This is a genomic window from Oceaniferula marina (assembly GCF_013391475.1).
Classification (GTDB): domain Bacteria; phylum Verrucomicrobiota; class Verrucomicrobiia; order Verrucomicrobiales; family Akkermansiaceae; genus Oceaniferula; species Oceaniferula marina.
Map to the genome: position 1 here is coordinate 837,006 of NZ_JACBAZ010000001.1, position 20,084 is coordinate 857,089.

Annotated in this window: 21 protein-coding genes; 17 read left to right on the forward strand and 4 right to left on the reverse strand. The window is 53.6% G+C overall.

Going from position 1 to position 20,084, the window contains the following annotated elements; genetic code table 11:
- Positions 1 to 237 precede the first annotated feature (237 nt).
- From hisS to HW115_RS03370, 8 genes are all read left to right on the forward strand, one after another.
- Entirely contained in the window at positions 238 to 1,527 is a 1,290-nt protein-coding gene (hisS, locus tag HW115_RS03335; RefSeq protein ID WP_178931143.1) for a histidine--tRNA ligase, read from the forward strand.
- A gap of 71 nt (positions 1,528 to 1,598) precedes the next feature.
- The gene (gene aspS / locus HW115_RS03340) at positions 1,599 to 3,425 is read left to right on the forward strand and encodes an aspartate--tRNA ligase (protein WP_178931144.1); all 1,827 of its coding nucleotides are present in this window, start codon (positions 1,599 to 1,601) and stop codon (positions 3,423 to 3,425) included.
- A gap of 12 nt (positions 3,426 to 3,437) precedes the next feature.
- Positions 3,438 to 3,956, forward strand: a complete 519-nt coding sequence (locus tag HW115_RS03345) for a hypothetical protein (RefSeq protein WP_178931145.1) — start codon at positions 3,438 to 3,440, stop codon at positions 3,954 to 3,956.
- 48 nt (positions 3,957 to 4,004) lie between these two features.
- Complete coding sequence (locus tag HW115_RS03350; protein ID WP_178931146.1) at positions 4,005 to 4,634, forward strand: hypothetical protein; 630 nt, start codon at positions 4,005 to 4,007, stop codon at positions 4,632 to 4,634.
- Positions 4,635 to 4,706: 72 nt separating this feature from the next.
- A complete protein-coding gene (locus HW115_RS03355; RefSeq protein WP_178931147.1) occupies positions 4,707 to 5,237 on the forward strand; it encodes a hypothetical protein in 531 nt (176 codons plus the stop codon).
- A gap of 28 nt (positions 5,238 to 5,265) precedes the next feature.
- Positions 5,266 to 6,234 carry a N5-glutamine methyltransferase family protein gene (locus HW115_RS03360; RefSeq protein ID WP_178931148.1) on the forward strand — a complete coding sequence of 323 codons (969 nt, stop codon included), beginning with the start codon at positions 5,266 to 5,268 and terminating at the stop codon, positions 6,232 to 6,234.
- A 33-nt stretch (positions 6,235 to 6,267) separates the two neighbouring features.
- Complete coding sequence (gene murA / locus HW115_RS03365) at positions 6,268 to 7,545, forward strand: UDP-N-acetylglucosamine 1-carboxyvinyltransferase (protein ID WP_178931149.1); 1,278 nt, start codon at positions 6,268 to 6,270, stop codon at positions 7,543 to 7,545.
- A 104-nt stretch (positions 7,546 to 7,649) separates the two neighbouring features.
- On the forward strand, positions 7,650 to 9,080 hold the full coding sequence (locus tag HW115_RS03370; protein ID WP_178931150.1) for a sulfatase family protein: 1,431 nt from the start codon (positions 7,650 to 7,652) through the stop codon (positions 9,078 to 9,080).
- A gap of 169 nt (positions 9,081 to 9,249) precedes the next feature.
- Here the strand turns inward: HW115_RS03370 and HW115_RS03375 are convergent, their stop codons facing one another.
- Positions 9,250 to 10,038: a hypothetical protein gene (locus HW115_RS03375; RefSeq protein ID WP_178931151.1), complete on the reverse strand. Its 789-nt coding sequence runs from the start codon at positions 10,036 to 10,038 to the stop codon at positions 9,250 to 9,252.
- A gap of 179 nt (positions 10,039 to 10,217) precedes the next feature.
- On the opposite strand from HW115_RS03375, the gene trpA reads away from it, so the two are divergent.
- From trpA to HW115_RS03420, 9 genes are all read left to right on the forward strand, one after another.
- Positions 10,218 to 11,024, forward strand: a complete 807-nt coding sequence (trpA, locus tag HW115_RS03380) for a tryptophan synthase subunit alpha (protein ID WP_178931152.1) — start codon at positions 10,218 to 10,220, stop codon at positions 11,022 to 11,024.
- Positions 11,025 to 11,037: 13 nt separating this feature from the next.
- Positions 11,038 to 11,850, forward strand: coding sequence for a diaminopimelate epimerase (dapF, locus tag HW115_RS03385; protein WP_178931153.1), 813 nt, complete (start codon positions 11,038 to 11,040; stop codon positions 11,848 to 11,850).
- 48 nt (positions 11,851 to 11,898) lie between these two features.
- Complete coding sequence (gene dapA / locus HW115_RS03390) at positions 11,899 to 12,777, forward strand: 4-hydroxy-tetrahydrodipicolinate synthase (RefSeq protein ID WP_178931154.1); 879 nt, start codon at positions 11,899 to 11,901, stop codon at positions 12,775 to 12,777.
- A gap of 38 nt (positions 12,778 to 12,815) precedes the next feature.
- Complete coding sequence (gene dapB / locus HW115_RS03395) at positions 12,816 to 13,556, forward strand: 4-hydroxy-tetrahydrodipicolinate reductase (RefSeq protein WP_178931155.1); 741 nt, start codon at positions 12,816 to 12,818, stop codon at positions 13,554 to 13,556.
- Between the two features lie 43 nt (positions 13,557 to 13,599).
- Entirely contained in the window at positions 13,600 to 14,109 is a 510-nt protein-coding gene (gene folK, locus HW115_RS03400; protein ID WP_178931156.1) for a 2-amino-4-hydroxy-6-hydroxymethyldihydropteridine diphosphokinase, read from the forward strand.
- 11 nt (positions 14,110 to 14,120) lie between these two features.
- A complete protein-coding gene (gene panB, locus HW115_RS03405; RefSeq protein WP_178931157.1) occupies positions 14,121 to 14,903 on the forward strand; it encodes a 3-methyl-2-oxobutanoate hydroxymethyltransferase in 783 nt (260 codons plus the stop codon).
- 12 nt (positions 14,904 to 14,915) lie between these two features.
- Positions 14,916 to 15,320 (forward strand): peptide chain release factor family protein, encoded by a 405-nt coding sequence (locus tag HW115_RS03410; RefSeq protein WP_178931158.1) that lies wholly within the window; start codon positions 14,916 to 14,918, stop codon positions 15,318 to 15,320.
- Positions 15,321 to 15,362: 42 nt separating this feature from the next.
- Complete coding sequence (locus tag HW115_RS03415; protein ID WP_178931159.1) at positions 15,363 to 16,172, forward strand: thymidylate synthase; 810 nt, start codon at positions 15,363 to 15,365, stop codon at positions 16,170 to 16,172.
- 76 nt (positions 16,173 to 16,248) lie between these two features.
- A complete protein-coding gene (locus tag HW115_RS03420) occupies positions 16,249 to 16,710 on the forward strand; it encodes a dihydrofolate reductase (protein WP_178931160.1) in 462 nt (153 codons plus the stop codon).
- Positions 16,711 to 16,797: 87 nt separating this feature from the next.
- On the opposite strand, the gene HW115_RS03425 is transcribed toward HW115_RS03420, so the two are convergent.
- From HW115_RS03425 to HW115_RS03435, 3 genes are all read right to left on the reverse strand, one after another.
- Complete coding sequence (locus tag HW115_RS03425; RefSeq protein ID WP_178931161.1) at positions 16,798 to 17,661, reverse strand: hypothetical protein; 864 nt, start codon at positions 17,659 to 17,661, stop codon at positions 16,798 to 16,800.
- Positions 17,662 to 17,694: 33 nt separating this feature from the next.
- Positions 17,695 to 18,507, reverse strand: a complete 813-nt coding sequence (locus tag HW115_RS03430; protein WP_178931162.1) for a DUF2167 domain-containing protein — start codon at positions 18,505 to 18,507, stop codon at positions 17,695 to 17,697.
- 267 nt (positions 18,508 to 18,774) lie between these two features.
- Positions 18,775 to 20,049 (reverse strand): hypothetical protein, encoded by a 1,275-nt coding sequence (locus HW115_RS03435; RefSeq protein ID WP_178931163.1) that lies wholly within the window; start codon positions 20,047 to 20,049, stop codon positions 18,775 to 18,777.
- Positions 20,050 to 20,084 lie beyond the last annotated feature (35 nt).

A 20,084-nucleotide genomic window follows, 5' to 3' on the forward strand; every position in this document is an offset into this window, starting at 1 on the left:
TGATGAGGTTATTTCTGTGACGTTTCTCAGCGATTTTGGGCTCGTGAGGCACGTGCAATGAGTAATTTTCTACTCTCTGTGCCACAAAGTATGGACTAGTGAAACGATTATCACAAGATTTAAAGTTATTTTTTTGTAATTTATTCAATCCCCCTTCACATATCCCTATCTTTACAAGCAGCTTTTCCCGCCATTTATCTTGATAACCAGTGCGTTCTATGCCATTCCCCCGCCCGCATGGCCGACAAGCGTTTCCAATCTTTACCCGGGTTTCGGGATTTCACCCCGCGTGACTGCGCAATCCGCAACTACCTTTTCTCCGTTTGGAAAGAGGTGGCCCACCGTTACGGCTTTGTTGAATATGAAGCTCCGATTGTCGAATCAACAGACCTCTACCTCAAAAAATCAGGAGGCGAACTGACGACCCAGCTGTTTCGCTTTGAAGACCAAGGCGGCAGAGACATCACCCTGCGCCCGGAGCTGACCGCATCGCTGGCCCGGATCGTCGGAGCCAACCAGCGCGACTACCCTAAACCACTGAAATGGTTCGAAATCGGCCCCTGCTTTCGCTACGAAAAACCACAAAAAGGCCGTGGCCGGGAATTTATCCAGTTCAATGCTGACATCCTGGGCGAAAAATCCGCACATGCGGATGCCGAGCTGATCGCTCTGGCGATCGACACCATGCTGGCACTTGGATTCAAGCAGGGTGACTTCGTCATCCGGGCATCAGACCGACAAAGCTGGCTAAGCTTCTGTGAACAACACGGCATTGACGATCCGTCTGAGTTCTTGCCGATCATCGATCGACTGGAAAAACTCAAGCCTGAGGCCATCGCGGAAAAACTGGCAGCATTCCAAGTGACCCGTGAGCAAGTCGATGCATTCATCAGCAATCCGGAGAATGCATCAGACGATTTTAAATCCATCCAAGCGGACCTCGATGCCCGAGGGCTCAGTCAATTCCTCGAGCTCGACCTCACGATTGTTCGGGGCCTCGCCTACTACACCGGTGCTGTCTTTGAGATTTTCGACATCAAAAAGTCGATGCGTGCCGTGGCTGGAGGCGGCCGATACGATGGCCTGCTCGCGACCCTCTCTGACGGATCGGCGGATTTACCCGCCACCGGATTTGCCATGGGCGACATGGTCATCCGGAACTTCATTGAAGAGACGCCCCATGCCAAGATGGAAATGGAAGCTTGGCTGCAACGCAATGCCCCCTGCGATGTTTTTGTTGTCCTTGCCGACGATTCAAAACGCAGCCAGGCTCTGGGCATCATCTCCCGACTCCGTTCAGCCGGAGTCGCTGTTGACTTCCCGCTGTCACGATTGAATGTTGGCAAACAGTTTAAAAAAGCCGAACAATCCGGCGCCCGCTTTGCCTTGGTGGTTGGGGCTGAATTTCCAGAAATGCAGCTTAAATCCCTCTCTTCACGCACCGAACAACGAATCGCTCCTGAAGAAAATCCTGTAGACGTCATCCTCCACCAGATCACCCAGCCTGACGGGCCTCTGATCGCCTGACCAGGCAAGCCAGAAAAACACCAACCCTACCACCCTTTTTCTCCCCCCCTCACTACCCACATTTTTTTACAATGAGAACGCATACATGTAACGAACTTCACCACTCCAACATTGGAGAAACCGTCACCCTGATCGGCTGGGTCAACTCAAACCGGGACCACGGCGGTGTCGCCTTCATCGACCTCCGTGACCGCGAAGGCATGACCCAGGTTGTCTTCCGTCCGGAAGAAAACGCCAAAGCTGCCGAACTTGCGAAGTCATTGCGCAGCGAGGACATGATCCAAGTTTCCGGTAAGGTGGAAGAACGCCCTGAAATCGACGGCAACTCAACCGTCAACCCCGACATGGCCACCGGCTCCATTGAAATTTCAGCCTCCGAGCTTGTCATCGTTAATAAATCCGAAGTGCTCCCCTTCCAACTCGATAAGGAGTTGTCCAATGAGGACCTCCGGATGAAGTACCGCTACCTCGACCTGCGTCGCGCCCGGATGACCCGCAACCTCCGTCTGCGCCACCGGATCACCCAGTCGACCCGAAACTTTCTCGATGCAGACGGATACTGCGAAATCGAAACGCCGATCCTCTCAAAATCCACTCCTGAAGGTGCCCGCGATTTTCTGGTCCCCTCACGGATGCATCCCAATCACTTCTACGCGCTACCTCAGGCACCGCAGCAATACAAACAGCTCCTGATGTGCGGAGGGATCGAAAAATACTTCCAAATCGCCCGCTGCTTCCGCGATGAAGACCTACGCGCCGACCGCCAACCGGAATTCACCCAGATCGACATTGAGTCCTCATTTGTCACCCCAGACGACATGCACGGACTCATCGAAGGGCTGCTCGGCAAGGTCTTCAAGGATGCTCTCGGGGTCGAGATTCCGGCATCCTTCGACCGCATGACTTACGTCGATGCGATGAACACCTACGGATCGGACAAACCCGACCGCCGTTTCGAATATCATTTGACCGAACTTAGCGAAGAGCTCAAGGACTGCGAATTCCGCGTCTTTTCGGGAGCGATCGCCAATGGCGGAGTCGTCAAGGCGATCAACGCCAAAGGCTTTGCCGGAGCGACCCAAGGACAAATCGAAAAACTGACCCAGACAGCGATCGAAGCCGGATCAAAAGGTTTGGCCTACATCCAGGCCCGTGACGTTGACCGCTCAACCTGGCGCTCCCCCTTTGTCAAACGCATGACCGATGAGGAAGTCGAAGCCCTTCGCGAAAAACTCAACATCGAACCAGGCGACCTCATCCTGTTTGGAGCCGGCGAATGGGAATCCGTCTGCGAAGTGTTGGGCAGGATTCGTTTGGAATGCGCCAACCTTCAAAACCTGCTGGAAGGCAACGAGGAGCTGAACTTCCTCTGGGTCACCGAGTTTCCGCTTCTCGGATTCGACGAAGAAGAAAACAAATGGAACGCCGTGCACCACCCGTTCACCCGCCCGATCCCCGAAGACGTCGATCAACTGATTGCCGCCACCAAAGCCGAACTTGATGACGAAAGCCAACGCTACGCCGGCCTGCGAGCCCAAGCCTACGATGTGGTACTCAACGGTTACGAACTGGGTGGAGGCTCCATCCGAATCCACGAAGCTGAACTTCAAAGTGCCATGTTCACCGCGCTCGGAGTCACCGAGGAAGAAAAGGAAAGCATGTTCGGCCACATTCTCGAAGCCTTCAAGTTTGGTGCACCTCCACACGGAGGCATCGCCCTCGGCCTCGACCGACTGGCCATGCTCATCTGTGGTGAGTCCTCGATCCGTGAGGTGATCGCCTTCCCTAAAAACAACCGGGGAATGGACATCATGTCCGCATCCCCAGCTGCGGTCGATTTCAAACAGTTGCGCGAGCTTCGCATCCAGAGCACTGTGAAGGACAAACCAAAAGCCTAACCCATTCAACAAATGACTTGGAACGATCAATTCCTCAAACTCTTCGAACGCTGCCTCGAACAATACCGGGGCGGCAATGATGACTTCCATTCTTACTACAGTGAGGATGACATCGAATTCCTCGCATCCATTGGGTACAAACCCCGCGAATTGTTCGACTTCGTCGAGGATCTCGCAGATGAGGGGGAACCAACCGAATCAACAGCCCTATTGGTAGCCGCCGTTCGGCGCGACTATTTCCTCACGATTCAAAAAGGCATCCACAGCGACAAGGAAATCACCACCGACGACCTCCCAACCTTTGGAGACACGCTCGGCGAGCTGGCTTACCTGCCAAGAATCCTGACCAAGGCCCGAGCCAAACTCAGCGGAGAACTCGACCCTAACATCATGTTCGGCTGCGGAGGTGACCGCAAGTTCCTCCGGGAAAATGGCAATATCCATCCTGCGGATTTCCTACGCCATGTCTGGGCGGCTGACAAGGATGACAAGGCAGTGCTTGACTACGTCTTGTCCCAACGACCGCAATAAGCCCGAGCCCCGGCAAGCATTAGCCTCTTCATTTACACCCATCCAAGCATGAAAGATTACAAAGGAGAACAAATCCTCGTCGTCACCCGCGATCTGCTGAACAGCCTCGGCAGCTTCCAAGGGATCAACACCCAAGTCGAGGACTACCTCCCGTCTCTGCTCAATCCGGAGAATAACTTTTTCATGGACCGTGGAGCGGCCGAAGAAGACCCCAGCCACAAACAACTCATCCCCTACTGCATTTTCCGGGTAAAACAGGATGAAACTACCCGCTACCTCCACTACACCCGTGGTAAATCCGGCGGCGAATCCCGACTCCACGCCAGTGGATCTGTCGGCATCGGCGGCCACATCAACCCGGTGGACCAACGTAACGACGCTCTCGGAAAAGAAACCTACATGGCAGGAGTAGAACGCGAGATCGACGAAGAACTGAATCTTACCGGCGATCACAGCAACCGGATCATCGCACTGCTCAATGATGACTCCAACAGCGTAGGAGAAGTTCATCTGGGAGTCGTCCACCTGATCGACCTTGAATCCGACCAGGTCAGAGCAAACGAAGACGCCATCGCCAACCTCGGCTTACTCACTCTTGAAGAACTCCGTGGAGAACTCTATGAACGGCTCGAAACCTGGAGCCAACTCTGCGTCGATGTGCTCGATAGCGTCGACTGAAGCCATCCCGACCGTGACCCGGTTTTTATTTCCAGCGCTTGATTTATCTTAGCCCTCAGGCATGATTCGAAGGTGCCTGTTACCTTTGACTCGTTTGAAACTGGAAAACCGTTCCGCCATTGTTGCGATTGCGGGTGCGAGTTGGTTCACGCCGAGATGTACATCATCAACCAATCGTTTGCCGGCGATGAATGTGTCTTTGAGTTTGCCCTTTGTATGGATTGCCGTGAAAAAATGCACAACCAACTCTCCGAGCCATCGAAAGTTGCCATGTTCGATTTCATGCACGACCACATCGACATGGAACAACGGGAAGAGCAGCTTGGCACCGACTCAGCCACCGAGGATTATATTACAAGCTGCATCACCTGCCACCAACCACGCTCGGCAACCAACGGCTACACACTGGGCGCCATGTTCGCCGGCCACGAACTCATCAAGGGGCCCTTCCCCATGCTGATGTGCAGCACCTGCGAAGAAGCGCTCGCTGACAGCCTGTCCGATGAAACCCGCAAAGTCTGGGACCGTTTCATCGCAGAAAATTTCCCCGGGCCACCATCCGAAGTCAAGCTCCCCACCGGTTCCAAACCCGTCCTGATCTAACTATCCCCCTTGCATTCATCCGAAGTCCATGTCTCTCACCACCGTTCTAGACACCATCGAAAAAGGTACCATCTACCTCGAAAACAAAGGCATTGATGACGCCAGACGCAATATGCAACTACTGGTCATGCACCAACTCGGTTGCTCCAGAGTCGAACTCTACATGCAATTCGACCGACCAATGGAAGAATCTGAACTGACACCTCTGCGCGAGCAATTACTCCAGCGAGGCCGCGGTGTGCCACTTCAACACCTGCTTGGAACCGTAGAATTCTATCGGCGCGAATTTAAAACGGACGCCAGGGCCCTGATCCCGCGCCCGGAAACCGAAGAACTTGCGGACATTTTACTGAAGCACCCGGAGCTCCAAGCTCCCCCGCTATCAGAGCCTGAAATACCGGCCCCCAGTCATCTGGCGGAAACTGACACGGATAAACCAGAGGGAAGCGATACGGCAGAAGAGCCAGAACCATCGACGGATGACCAACGTCTAAGGATTCTCGACATGGGAACCGGCACCGGTGTTCTCGGCCTCACACTGGCAGCCGAATTCAGCGGACGCTGTCAGGAGGTGCTGCTCGCCGATATTTCAAAAGAGGCGTTGAGTCTGGCCAAGGAAAACACCGAACTACTAGGAACGCCCCGCTATCAACTCATTCAGACAGACCTCTTCTCACAATTACAAGGTGAACAGTTCCACCTGATTGTTGCCAATCTTCCCTACATCCCGGAAAGCGACCGCGACTCTCTGTCCTCCGAAGTGATGAACGACCCCACGACGGCACTCTTCGGAGGAAAAGATGGGCTGGACATCATTCGCGATTTCATCCAACAAGCGCCCTCACATTTACACCCCGGCGGTATGATCGCATTGGAGATCGGGTACGACCAAGCCCCAGAAGTCGAATCCCTACTCCAACAACGTGGTTTCCAATCGATCCAAACACACCAAGACTTAAATCAGGTTTCTCGCTTTCCCATCGCCATCTTTCCTTAATCTCCCTCAACCGATAACCAACCACCACGATCCATGGATAAACTCTTCGTTCACGGCGGCCATACCCTGCAGGGGGCGGTCCACATCTCCGGCTCAAAAAATGCTTCTCTGCCAATCCTTGCAGCAACCCTGCTGACAGGTGAAACCTGTATCATCCGCCGCGTCCCCGATGTTTCGGACACCAACTACATGATCCAAATCCTCGCTGCGCTCGGTGCCGAGGTCGAACGATCCAGTGGAACCGTACGCATCACCGCCGGAACGATCGACCACGACGCGCCTTATGAAATTGTCCGCAAAATGAGAGCATCCATCTGCGTGATGGGACCGCTGCTCGCGCGCCTTCACAAAGCCAGCGTCTCACTACCCGGTGGCTGTGTGATCGGCGACCGCCCGGTCGACCTCCACCTGAAAGGGCTCGAAGCCCTCGGAGCCAAGATCGACATGGAAGGCGGCAACATGCACATCGAAGCGGCTGAAGGGCTACACGGAAGTGAGTGCGACCTCAGTGGCAAGCACGGTCCCACCGTGTTGGGAACCGATAACATGATGATGGCGGCGGTTCTTGCGGAAGGCACCACGGTGATTGAATCCGCAGCCTGTGAACCTGAAGTTGTCGACCTCGCCAATTTCCTCAACAAAATGGGAGCCAAAATCACCGGTGCCGGGACACGCAGAATCACGGTCGAAGGAGTCGATAAGCTCAACGGCGTCGAGCACACGGTGATTCCTGACCGAATCGAGGCAGGCACGTTCATGGTCGCCGCAGCCATGGCTGGATGCCCGGAAAAGGGAGTCACTCTTCACCGGGTTTGCCGTGAAGACTTGGTCCCTGCCACCGAAAAACTTGTCGAATCAGGACACCAAGTAGAATTCAATGAAGCGGGAACCAGCTGTACCGTCACGCCGGGACAAAACCCGATTGGAGCCAATATTGTGACAGCCCCCTTCCCTGGGTTCCCAACCGACATGCAGGCCCAGTTCACAGCCCTGTTTGCCATCACCCCGGGAATCTCTGTGGTTGAAGACACCATCTTCCCCCAGCGTTTCATGCACTGCGCCGAAATGACCCGGATGGGTGCCGACATCAAAGTGGACAATGGCACAGCGGTCATCCAAGGGTCCTCCGACATGTCTGGAGCCCCAGTGATGGCCTCCGACCTGAGAGCATCAGCAGCCCTCGTTCTTGCGGGACTTTGCTCCAAGGGAACCACGGAAATCAACCGACTCTATCATATCGACCGCGGATACGAAAACATCGATGACAAACTCATCATGTTAGGAGCCAACATCGAACGGGTCCGGGAATAGGCAAACACAGCCAATGAAATAATGGAGTGCCGGAAAACGTAATGGGATCGTAACGCTTGCAACACACATACACCAAGCGCTCCCACTACACTCTCCCTGCTCTTATGTCTCATTCCTTGCACACCCACTGGTTCCGTAGTTTCAGCATCCTCAGTCTACTCACAGTACTTTGCTTATCGCTTCACACGGTTTCCGCAGCTTCCCCCAAACAACCTAACATTCTATTCATCCTGCTCGACGATTTGGGAAAAGAGTGGGTTGATTGTTATGGGGCCGAAGGCATCGAACTCCCCAACATCAACAAGCTGGCGGACTCGGGCATGCAATTCAGCAACGCCTACTCGATGCCACAGTGCACCCCCAGCCGGGTCACCCTGCTTACCGGCCAATACCCATACACCCATGGATGGGTCAACCACTGGGATGTTCCACGCTGGGGTGGTGGCTGCCACTTCGATCCGGCAAAAAACCCATCCCTTCCACGAGTGCTAAAAAAAGCAGGCTATGCCACAGCTGCGGCAGGTAAGTGGCAAATCGACGACTTCCGTGTCGAACCCGAAGCCATGCAAACAGTCGGCTTTGACGACTACTGTATGTGGACTGGTTATGAAGCCGGGGTCAAAGCCAGCTCCAAGCGATATTGGGACCCCTACATTCATACCCGCAGTGGCAGCAAAACCTATCCGGGCCAATTCGGAGAAGACATCTTCACCGATTTTCTGATATCATTCATGAAGAAGAACAAGGACAAGCCCATGTTCCTCTATTACCCGATGTGCCTTCCTCACGGTCCATTAACAACAACACCGCTGGAAAAAAGTGTCAAAGGCAAGGAAAACACCCACCGGGCAATGGTTCGCTATACCGATCACATTCTCGGCAAGCTGATGGCCTCTCTTGATGACCTCGGCATCAGGGAGAATACCATCGTGATTTGGACCACCGACAACGGAACGTCCGGATCTCTGAAAAATACGCTCAATGGCCGTCTGGTCAAAGGAGGTAAAACCAAAACCACTGAAAATGGCATCAACGCCCCCTTTATCGTCAACTGCCCTGGACGCGTGCCAAAAGGAAAAACCACCGACGCCCTGATTGATTTCGCCGACCTTCTGCCGACCTTCGCTGAATTGGCGGGGACGCAACCGTCGTCCAAGTTTCAATGTGACGGAGTGTCTTTTGCCAAACTTCTGCTTGGGCAGGCCGATGACTCGCCCCGCACCTGGATTCTCGGTATGGGCGGACGAAACGAAGCACGACTGACTGCTGACGGTGTCCAAAATAAATACCGGTTCAGAGATCGGGTCGTGCGTAACAAACGCTACAAACTCTACTTCAACCTCGAGCGCAAACCCGTCAAACTGGTCGACCTCAAAACCGACCCAGGCGAGCAAACCAACCTGATCGAACGCCCCGAATTGCAACCCGTCATCAAAGAGCTCCAATCCGTTGAAAAACAATGGCCGGACGAAGACAAGGCCCCGGTTTACACTCCCAATCCGCCCCAAAAATGGGACGTCAAAATCAAAAAATAACCACCCCGGTAAAGCGGCACCATAGGACAAGGCATTGGGTCTCGAACGAGGTGGGCCATCGCGCCAAGATCGCCCCCGGCTCTCGCAGGGAAAAATTGAAGGGCACCCTGCCGTAGTTCCGACAGGATGCCCTTTTTTTGTGGGGGGGGAGTTTTCTAAAAGATACAGCTTACTTCAGCTCAATTTCAACCTTCTCCTGGGCTTCGAACTTTACACCCTCCATGCCCTCGAGAGCCTTCTTGGTTTTTTCGAAATCGCCCGACTGTAAGGCTTTAAGCTTCTCGGGGTTGCTGAGCAGCTTATCAAACTGGATGTCAGCCATCGTTACGGTGTCACCCTCGACGTGCGTGGCATTGGTCTTTTTGATGCCCGGCTCAAGCTTGAGCTTCATCGTCATGCGCATGTCTTTCATCATCTGCTGCATCATGGCCATCGCTTGCTCTTCCATTTCATCACCCATGGCGTCTTCCTTATCTTCGGCGGCCTCGGCATCACCTTTCGGCTGTTTCTGAATAATGGTCAACTTTCCATCGGCATACTTGAATTCCGGAGCGGCATTTTCATCCTCTTTGACATCCATGCCTTCCATATCGCCCATCGCACTGGAAGTCGTGTATTTCAGCTTGTTGATATCGGCAAATTTGAACACCGTCTTTACTCCGATTTTCCCGTTGGCGTTGATTTTTTCCACGCTGACCAGCTCAACGCCCTCACCCATGCCTTTCGCGCGGGCTGCGGCCTTGGCTTTGTCAACCATTTGAGCCATCGGATCGGCATCGGGCCCTGCCTGGGCTGCGGCCATTTCCATCATTTGCACCATCTGCTGTCCGAGAATGAGATTTTCGGTGATGGTTCCACTACCGTCTTTTTTCAAAGAAATCGTGCTTTCCACCTGCAAGCAGGCGTTCATCAAAAGCGCCATCGCGCCCGTCATTATGTACAATGCTATCGTTTTCATACAAACGTATAAGCGACACCTTCTGGCCACTTTGTCTAGCGAAAAATGAAGCGAGCCGGTGACCTTTTCGCCTCATCTCTTGTAAAAATGGAATCCCAGCACTAATTTCCCCTCTCAAAATCAAGATTCGGGGTTTTCTTTTTTCCATTTCCAGCCTATTGCCTTTGCAGCCAACCACTATGAGCACAAACCGTATCGATACCACCTTCCAGCGCTTAAGCGAAAATGGCCAGGCAGCCTTTGTCGCTTACGTCTGCGCTGGTGACCCCACACCGGAAGCCTCTCTCGACGTCATTCGATCCCTTGCGGACGCAGGTGCGGATATCATCGAGCTCGGAGTCGCGTTCTCCGACCCTCAGGCCGATGGCATCGTCAACCAGCTCGCGGCTGAACGGGCCATCAACAGCGGAATGACTCTGGCCAAGCTCATGGAGCTGATCCGCGAGTTCAGAACCACACACGAAACCCCGATTGTGCTCTTCACCTATCTCAATCCGGTCTACACCTACGGCTACGAGCAATTTCACGCCGATGCTGCTGCGGCTGGAGCCGACGGCATCCTAATGCTCGACCTTCCGCCCGATGAAATTGCCAACAACCAGGAACTGGTAACGGCATCCGGACTGAAGCGCATCACCCTGATTTCGCCATCAACACCAGCAGCACGCATGCAAATGCTGGCTGAGCAATCCGAAGGCTTCATCTATGCGCTTTCACGGATGGGTGTCACCGGCGCTCAAGCGGCACCGTCCGAGAGCATCGGCAAACTGGTTGCCAGCATCAAACAACACACCGACACTCCAGTCTGTGTGGGTTTCGGAATCAATACACCGGAACAAGCGGAAAGTGTGGCCAAGGCCGCCGACGGCGTCGTCGTTGGCTCAGCCATCGTCAATCAAGTCGCTGAACATACCCAATCTAGCGAACTCGCCGAAATTATCGGCCAATTCACCAAGCCTCTGATCGAGGCATCCAAGAACCCTTGACCCACGTCCCATCATGCAACTCTCATTCCATAAAATGAACGGAGCCGGCAACGACTTCGTTGTCATCGACAACCGGGAACTCAATATCCAACTCAACAAAGAGCAAATCGCCTGGCTCTGCGACCGCCAACGCGGAATCGGGGCCGACGGCCTGCTTGCGGTTGAACCTGCCCAAAAAGGAGCCAACTACCGCTTCCGCTATTACAATGCAGATGGTGGCGAGGCGGAAATGTGCGGCAATGGGGCCCGCTGCTTCGGTAAGTTTGTCTCACGCCTGAGCGAGCCCCATAAAAAAATGGTCACCTTTGAAACCATCGCCGGCACATTGAGCGCTGAAATCCTGGGCGACCAGGTGCGCATTGCCATGTCCACCCCGACCGACCTGGTTCTGGGGAGCACCATCCGCGTTGCCGGACTCGAAGGCACGGTGCACAGCATCAACACCGGAGTCCCCCACGTCGTGGTCTTTGTTGACGACCTCGAAAACCTCGATGTGGTGAAGTACGGCGCCGCTCTACGCTACCACGATAGCTACGCCCCGGCCGGAACCAATGTCAACTTTGCCAAGGTCCTCGATGAGCAACACATCGCCATTCGGACCTATGAGCGAGGGGTAGAAGGAGAAACGCTCGCATGCGGAACCGGCATGACAGCCTGCGCCCTGATCCACCACCTCATCACCGATGCTCCCGGCCCGATCCAAGTAAACGTGGCAGGAGGCGACACCCTCGAAATCGGTTTTGAAACCTACGAATCAGACACCTTCAGTGACGTCACCCTCACCGGCCCGGCCGACTTCGTCTATCAAGGCGTCATTACCTTCTAACCCTTTCCCCATCTTCTCTTTACCCAACTCTATTACCACCCACGAATTATGTTCCAAGGAACCCACACCGCGCTTATCACACCATTTCGCAACGGACAAGTTGACACCGAGGCCTTCCGAGCTCTGATCGAACGCCAGGTCGAAGGCGGAGTCGATGGCATTGTGCCATGCGGCACAACCGGAGAATCGCCCACGCTCGAACAAAAAGAGCATCTCAAAGTCATCGAACTTGCCGTTGAATACGCAGCCGGCCGAGTCAAAGTAATCGCAGGCACCGGAGCCAATGCCACAGCTGAAGCGATCCACCTCACTTCTGAAGCTGCCAGGATCGGCGTTGATGGCACGCTACAAGTATGCCCATACTACAATAAGCCCTCTCAAGAAGGACTCTATCAGCACTACAAGGCCATCGCCGAGTGCTCGGACCTTCCGATCATGCTTTACAGCATTCCCGGTCGCTCGGTCATTGAAATTGCCGTCGACACCATGGCTCGTCTTCATGCCGACTGCCCAACTATTATTGCAAATAAGGAGGCCGGTGGTGACCCAGAACGGGTCACCCAAATCAGGGAAGCTCTCCCCGAGAGTTTTCAGATCCTTTCCGGTGACGACCCACTGACCATCGATTTCATGAAGCGAGGAGCCGTCGGACTTGTCTCGGTTGCCACCAACCTGATTCCGGATGTCATGTCCAAGCTGGTCAAAGCCATGCTTGACGGCCGGGTTGCAGAGGCCGAAGCCATTCAGGAACAATACGAAGACCTGTTCAGCACCCTGATGTCCATCGACACCAACCCGGTGCCCATCAAATCCGCGGTTGCCTTACAGGGTCACTGCACGGACGAGCTTCGCCTGCCAATGGTCAACCTCAGCCCAAGCAACGAGGCCGCCCTCAAAGCCAAGCTTGAGCAATACAAACTGATCTAAGTGCAGCCCCCCCATACACAAAACACATCTCCAATTTCATGACCAAGTTACTCATCACAGGAAAAAGCGGACGCATGGGCCAATCCTTGATCCAAGCTGGCACCGAAAACCCGCAATCAGAAGTCACCAGCACGCACGACGTGGGTGAAGACCTGGCCGCCGCTTTTGCAGGTGTCGATGCCGCCATTGACTTCACCGTTCACCAGTTCACCGACGAAGTCCTCAAAGCGGCCATCGAAAGCAACACCCCACTGGTTATCGGAACCACTGGCCACAGCGATGAGCAAAAAGCACGTATCGAGGAAGCCGCAAAAAAACTGCCAATCGTTTTTGCCCCGAACTTCTCAATCGGCGTCAACACCCTGTTCTGGCTGACCAGCAAAGCCGCCCAAATTCTTGGAAACGATAGCTTTGACATCGAGGTCACCGAAATGCACCACCGACACAAAATCGACTCACCATCCGGAACCGCCCGGCGCTTGCTCGATATCCTCAATGAGGAAACCAACACCAGCTATCAGGATGATGTCACACACGGCCGTGTGGGCAACATCGGCCCCCGCCCCAGCAAGGAAATCGGGATGCACACCCTGCGTGGTGGCGATGTCGTTGGGGATCACACCGTGATGTTTGCCGCCGATGGAGAACGTGTGGAACTCACTCACAAAGCCTCGAGCCGGATGACCTTTGCTTCCGGAGCTGTCCGGGCAGCCATCTGGCTTCAGAGCCAGCCTGCAGGGCTCTACGATATGCAAGATGTGCTCGGGCTGAAATCGTAGCCCCATTGAATCCTCGGATCGTAATCCCGCTCATTATCACACCATGGCCAACCGTGTCGGACTAGCTCTAGGGTCAAACCTAGGAAATCGCCTTGCTCATATCAAGGAGGCGCGGGACATGCTGCGCAAATTGATGCCGGACGATGCCGCCTACCATCAGGCTCCCATTTACCAATCCGAGCCGGTTGACTGTCCGCCGAACTCGCCCGATTTCTTCAACACCGTCGTTGAAATCGATTACATCGGCACCCCGCACGAGCTGCTTGAGTATACCCAGGGCATCGAATTTCACTTCGGCCGGGGAGTCGTCTACCAGACCAACGCTCCGAGGATTATCGACGTCGACATCCTCTATTTCGGCAACGAATCCGTGGATGGAGGCATCCTCACCATCCCTCACCCCCAGCTCACGCACAGACGCTTTGTCCTGCAACCGTTGGCGGATATTCGCCCGGACATGGTCCTACCTGGTGACACAGCCACGATCGCCACTCACCTCCACCACCTTGACTCTGGTGAGCCCCCGCTTACCCTTGTCCAAACTCACTGGTAACCTTTTCCCCCATGAACTCGATCGACAAAGCAGCCGCCATCACGGCGCGGAAAGGAAACGGAAAACCGATCTCCGCCCTCACAGCGTATGACTACCCAAGCGCCCGCCTCCTTGATGAAGCAGGCGTGGACGTCCTACTCGTCGGAGATTCACTCGGCATGGTCATGCTCGGGTTCCCCGACACCACGCATGTCACCCTTGAGATGATGCTTCACCATGTGGCAGCCGTCTCCCGGGCCGTGAATCATGCGCTGGTCATTGGAGACATGCCCATCCATACCTACAACACTCCGGAACAGGCACTCGCTACAGCCAAAGCTCTGGTAGAAGCTGGCGCTGACGCCGTCAAACTGGAAGGTGGCGTCCGTCAGGTCGACAAGGTGAAAACCATCGTCGCCGCAGGTATCCCGGTCATCGGCCACCACGGAATGCTCCCCCAGCGAGTGTTGGAAGAAGGAGGATATAAGAAAAAAGGGAAAACCGAGGAAGAATGCCAAGCGATTCTCGAAGGGGCTCTCGCCCTACAAGATGCGGGTTGCTCCGCACTCGTGCTCGAAAGTGTGGTGCCCGACCTCGCGGAAACCATCACATCCCAACTCGACATCCCGACAATTGGCATTGGCTGCACCAACAAAGAAAAGCCGAAGACCTGTGACGGAGAAATCGCAGTCATCACCGATGTGATTGGATCATCACCATGGTTTGTTCCTCCCTTTGCCACCACCAGAGCCAACGTCGCAGGCGAAATCACCCGCTGCGCCAAGGAATACATCGCATCCCTGTCTCAAGCTTGATCTCGCCGACCCATGCCTAGCCCGGAAAAATCGGCAGCCCTCGAAGCTCGAATGGAGGCACTTGGGGTCACCCACGAATCCCTGGTCGAAAAGTTTATTCACGGCAGTGGTAGCGGTGGCCAAAAAGTGAATAAAACCGCCTCCTGCGTCTACCTCAAGCACCTCCCCAGCGGTATCGAGGTCAAATGCCAACGCGAACGCTCCCGCGAACTGAACCGCTTCCTCGCACGCCGGGAACTCTGCGAACAACTCGAAACCATCCGTGACGGTAAAAAATCCGCCCGTCAGCAGGCTCGCGAGAAAATCCGCCGCCAAAAACGTCGGCGCTCACGACGCCAGAAAAACAAGATGCTCGATGCCAAATCAAAACACGCTCAAAAGAAGAACCTCCGCAAACCGCCGGGGGGCAATGATTAATTCATCTTGTATCTTGTGCGTAGTTTCCTGTAACTTTTTTTTATGCAGCAATACCTCGACCTTCTCCGTGATGTTCTCAAGCATGGTGAAACGCGCAGTGACCGGACTGGGACAGGAACCATCTCCGTTTTTGGACGACAAAGCCGCTACGACCTCCGTCAGGGATTCCCCTGCCTGACCACTAAAAAACTCCATCTCCGCTCCATCATCCACGAGCTACTCTGGTTTCTCAAGGGTGATACCAACATCCAATATCTCAAAGAGAACGGCGTCCGAATCTGGGACGAATGGGCAGACGAACAAGGTGAACTCGGGCCCGTCTACGGTCAGCAATGGCGTGCGTGGGAAGGTGATAACGGTGAAATCATCGACCAAGTCGAACGCTTGATCGATGGGCTGAAAAACAATCCTCACTCACGTAGACACCTCGTGTCGGCTTGGAATGTTGGAAAGGTCGATCAAATGGCACTCCCACCGTGCCATATGCTTTTCCAATTCTACGTGCACGACATCGATTCCGATCGCCCGGGGCTCTCCTGCCAACTCTACCAACGAAGTGCCGACCTCTTTCTCGGCGTCCCCTTCAACATCGCATCCTACGCCCTGCTCACCATGATGGTCGCTCAGGTCTGCGGCTACGAAGCCCGGGACTTCGTGCATACCTTCGGAGACCTCCACCTCTACAGCAACCACCTCGAACAAGCAAAACTTCAACTCACACGTAATCCCAAACCCCTCCCTACTATGTGGATCAATCCGGAAGTCAAGGACATCAACGGCTTCACCTTCGAAGACTTTGAACTTCGGGACTACACGCCGGATCAACACATCAAGGCCGACGTGAGCGTCTAACGGGCCACCATCCGACCAACGCATTCTATCGGCATTTCCCCCGCGCCTTCAACCATCAACCACTCAGCTCTCACCCATGACTCTTACTGCCATTGTTGCCATGACTCCCGACCGGATCATCGGCAAAGACGGAACCCTGCCCTGGCACTTGCCAGAAGACCTCAAACTCTTCAAACGTCACACCACAGGGAACCCGATTGTCATGGGGCGCAAAACATGGGACTCGATCGGAAAACCGCTACCTAAGCGACAAAACATCGTCATCACTCGCGATCCGGACTGGTCGGCTGATGGTGCCGAAGTCATCCACTCGCCAAAAGACTTGGAAAAGTTAGAACTCATAACCGACAAGGTCTTCATCATAGGAGGAGCCCAAATCTACAGCCTCTTCCTCCCGCAACTTGATGAAATCCTGGTTTCCCATGTTCACGAAAACTACCCCGGCGATACCCGCTTCCCCGAGTTCGAACACCAATTTCCCAAGGTCAGTATCGAGGAAGTCTATGACACCTTCGAGCTACGCCGTTACCAGAGGTAGGCACGGTTCAAGCATACCGTATACAGCTGGTCGATCCCAGGCTCCATACCAACAATTTCGGGCTGATCAGTTTATCAGCCTCTTGACTCACTTTCCGTCCGCTTCGAACCGAAGCAATGATGTCTCCTTGCAGTCAGAACAAACATCAACCGCTTGGGAGTAGACTTCGTGACAACACGGACAGTAATGTTCACCTCCGGACTCTCTATCGGGAGGCATCAAGAGAGACTCGGCATCAACACCTAACAATCCATACAAACGCCTGAGGTCATCCTCCTTGTAGGATGCATGATCGAGATAGATACTCTCTCTCAGTGCCTTCCCAAGAACACACCTTCCCTTTGCTCCTTCAACCAGCGAGACAGCAGCCAGAGGGTGAAGGCCCGAAATTGGAGAAACCAGGAGCAATTCATCAGCGAGTCGCATCGCATGCCAAGGCATCGTCATGGATAAAAACAAGTGCTTGAATCGCTCTGCTTTTTGTTTCGGCCACAAGCGTCGATGGAGCGAGGAGTACCGAAGCCACGCGGCGAACATCAGGATAAACCCGACAGCAAGCGTATACATTACTCTGGGAGAACCACCTTCCAAATGGTAGCGATAAGGAACCAGAACAAAGAACGTTAAAAAAACTCCCAGTGACATCAACCGAAGATCAGCACTCGCCCGGACTATCAGTCGTGTCAGGCGAAGCAATGAAGCCTGCGAACCTCGCCTCTGAAGCTGAACTTCAGCTGTACCCTTAGCCAGAATCAGCACCGGTGGCCAGGGCAGCAATGGGGCGATGAACAGGTCCTTGCGAATCCCTCCCAAGCTGGCGACAGAAGGTCGTAAACGCCAAGAGCCCCAAGCGGTTTTGACAACGCCCTGGCATCCACGAGCCGACACCTTGATGCAACTGCTTAGATAAAGCAGCAGCAACAAGAGGTAAAACGACTGCCCATCGGACATTGCGGATTCAACAATCAACTAAACTGCCCCGAATTAAGAAACACGGCCTTCACTGGATCCGCCGAAGAAACGATTAAAAAACTTCTTCACACTCACACCCACAACCAGAACCCCGGCACAAATAGGTTTCCAGAATTTCCAGAGAACAAATGCTCCTCCGGCCCCCATCAGGCCCAACAAGCCAAACTCAGCAACCTTATCCCCATCACGATATTCACCATAGGTATTCCCTTCATTGTAAGAAAAGCCTTTGAGAGTTTCATCTAGAACAGGCTTCAATGAAGCAAATTGCTCAGGACCACAAAGCAAGGTGGCATTCATCACTCCGTGACGACCAAGCAGTCGAACCTCATGGTTGATCGATTGGCTTCCTTCATCATCTTCAAGAAGCATCCCCCATTCCAGGTTGTTGGTCTGTGTGTTGTAATTCGGAGCTACAACCCAACGGAGAATTTCTAACTCTCCCAGTCCTTGTTGCACCCGCTGCTTATTGGCTTCCTTCTGACCTTCCCGATTTTCTTCCAAAATCGCATCGGCATCGATCTCTTCTTTTTCATCGTCTTTGACATAACCCACATCGGAAAACTGGAAAGTAATACACCACGAACCGTCATCAGGCATCAACAGCCCGTCAATCTCCGATGGCAAGTTCCCCCACGACTGCAGCAAACGATCTCCGTCACGACCATTCAAAAAGACCATATCATCTCCGATTTCAATTCTGGCTTGTGAACCGATTGCTCCAGCCCCATTTTTTTGTGCACTTGGAAACTCGGCTTTGATCATTTCTAAAACCACCTGTTTGCTTGCGGGGTCAGAACCCGGATCTTCTGCAGACAGAGACATGGAGGATGCGCAAAGGGCAATAGCTAGCGATACATATAATTTCATCATCATCGATAAGGGTAAAATTTAACTCCCTATTCAGACTGCTTCTCTAAAGAGAAATCCGAAGTAAGTGCGTGCAGACTATAAACCAAGTCAATTACCACAAGCAGAAAACCTCACCAGCGAAGACAAATACAAAGTGAGTGAAAACCGGGCCATACACAAAAGTGGCCACCCTGAAAAACACAGGATGGCCAACAAGGCTTTGGGACGTTCAACGTCCGATTACTTTCGCTCCTTGAAAGGAACTTTGATGATCATCGTGTCTCCTTTTCCTTGTTCATCAGCGATGCTTTGGATCGTCCAAAGATCAGTTAGATTATCACCATCAATGGTGCTTCCACTGTAATCCCCCCATGCGACACCATTAGCTGCACCTTTTCCGTCTCCGAGTTTGACGACCTCGCGCACCGTACCTTTAGGGTCATTTGCATGGCGGAAAGCCATCCGAGGACTGATAAACATATCCGGACCAGCTTCCTGGAAGCCGACCAGCACATCCTGCTGTTTGTTTACCGCAATGGTGGTTTGTATATAATTATTCTTCGGGTGGCTGATCAGGCCAGACTGCACGATACTGCCATCGAGGCGCAGTTGATGCCACTGGACCGCCGAACGCCCTTGATGGTTAACGGCGTGGGAAAACCAGATGCACCCGCTTTGGATCACCAAATTTTTCGGACGCCGGTCACCGGATGAAACCACCTGCTTGGTTCCCTTCTGCGGCGATTTCGGTGGATACTTGAAATTAATCTTGTGAGGCACATCCGCAACCACCGTCGCGACCGGACCACCGTTACCTTCATCATCTACCTTGGTGATGATGAAGTTCGTTTGGGTGATCTTCAAAAAATACAAGGCATCTATGGAGTCCTGGGTTGCCACCGGATGCCCCATGTTCCCTGCAAAGTGATAGATCGTTGCCGGTTTACCAGCTTTTGCCTCTGCCATTTTCAGCACAAAGTTTTGTGCCGGTCCTCCTGGGAATTCATAGCCTATCCATTTTCGACTATATCCAATCCCTCCGCCGTCACGCCCCTGGGGTGCCGGGATCGGGTAGATATTCCAGGCCTTTGTCGGGTCACTGGTTTCGGTGACGGCAACGTTGACCGGCTTTTTTTTCTCTTTGTCCCATGGATTCCAGAGATCAAAACCAAATACCTTGTTATGTGGACAGAAAAACAACTTGGGGTCGATCCCATTGTTGAAAGCCGACTGCTTGACGCCTTGGATAAACGTTCCTTTTTTATCGTAGATAATCAACCCACCATTCGTACCGTGAAAAATATATCCTCCACCAACGGCTATTTGTGGGTCCACCTGGCGATTCCCATCCATCGAACCATCGAAGACCTGATAGCCGGCAACCTCACGAGGGTTCCCTCCTTGCTTTCTCTCTTTGGCTTTACCTCCTTTATTGAAGCTTTCATTCCGAATGGGTTTGATCACCTCACTTCGAACTGGTTTGACTGCTTCGGCAGCGCCTGCGAAAGAAAGCATGCACAATGAAGCCACTGATAGGGTTAAACAATAAG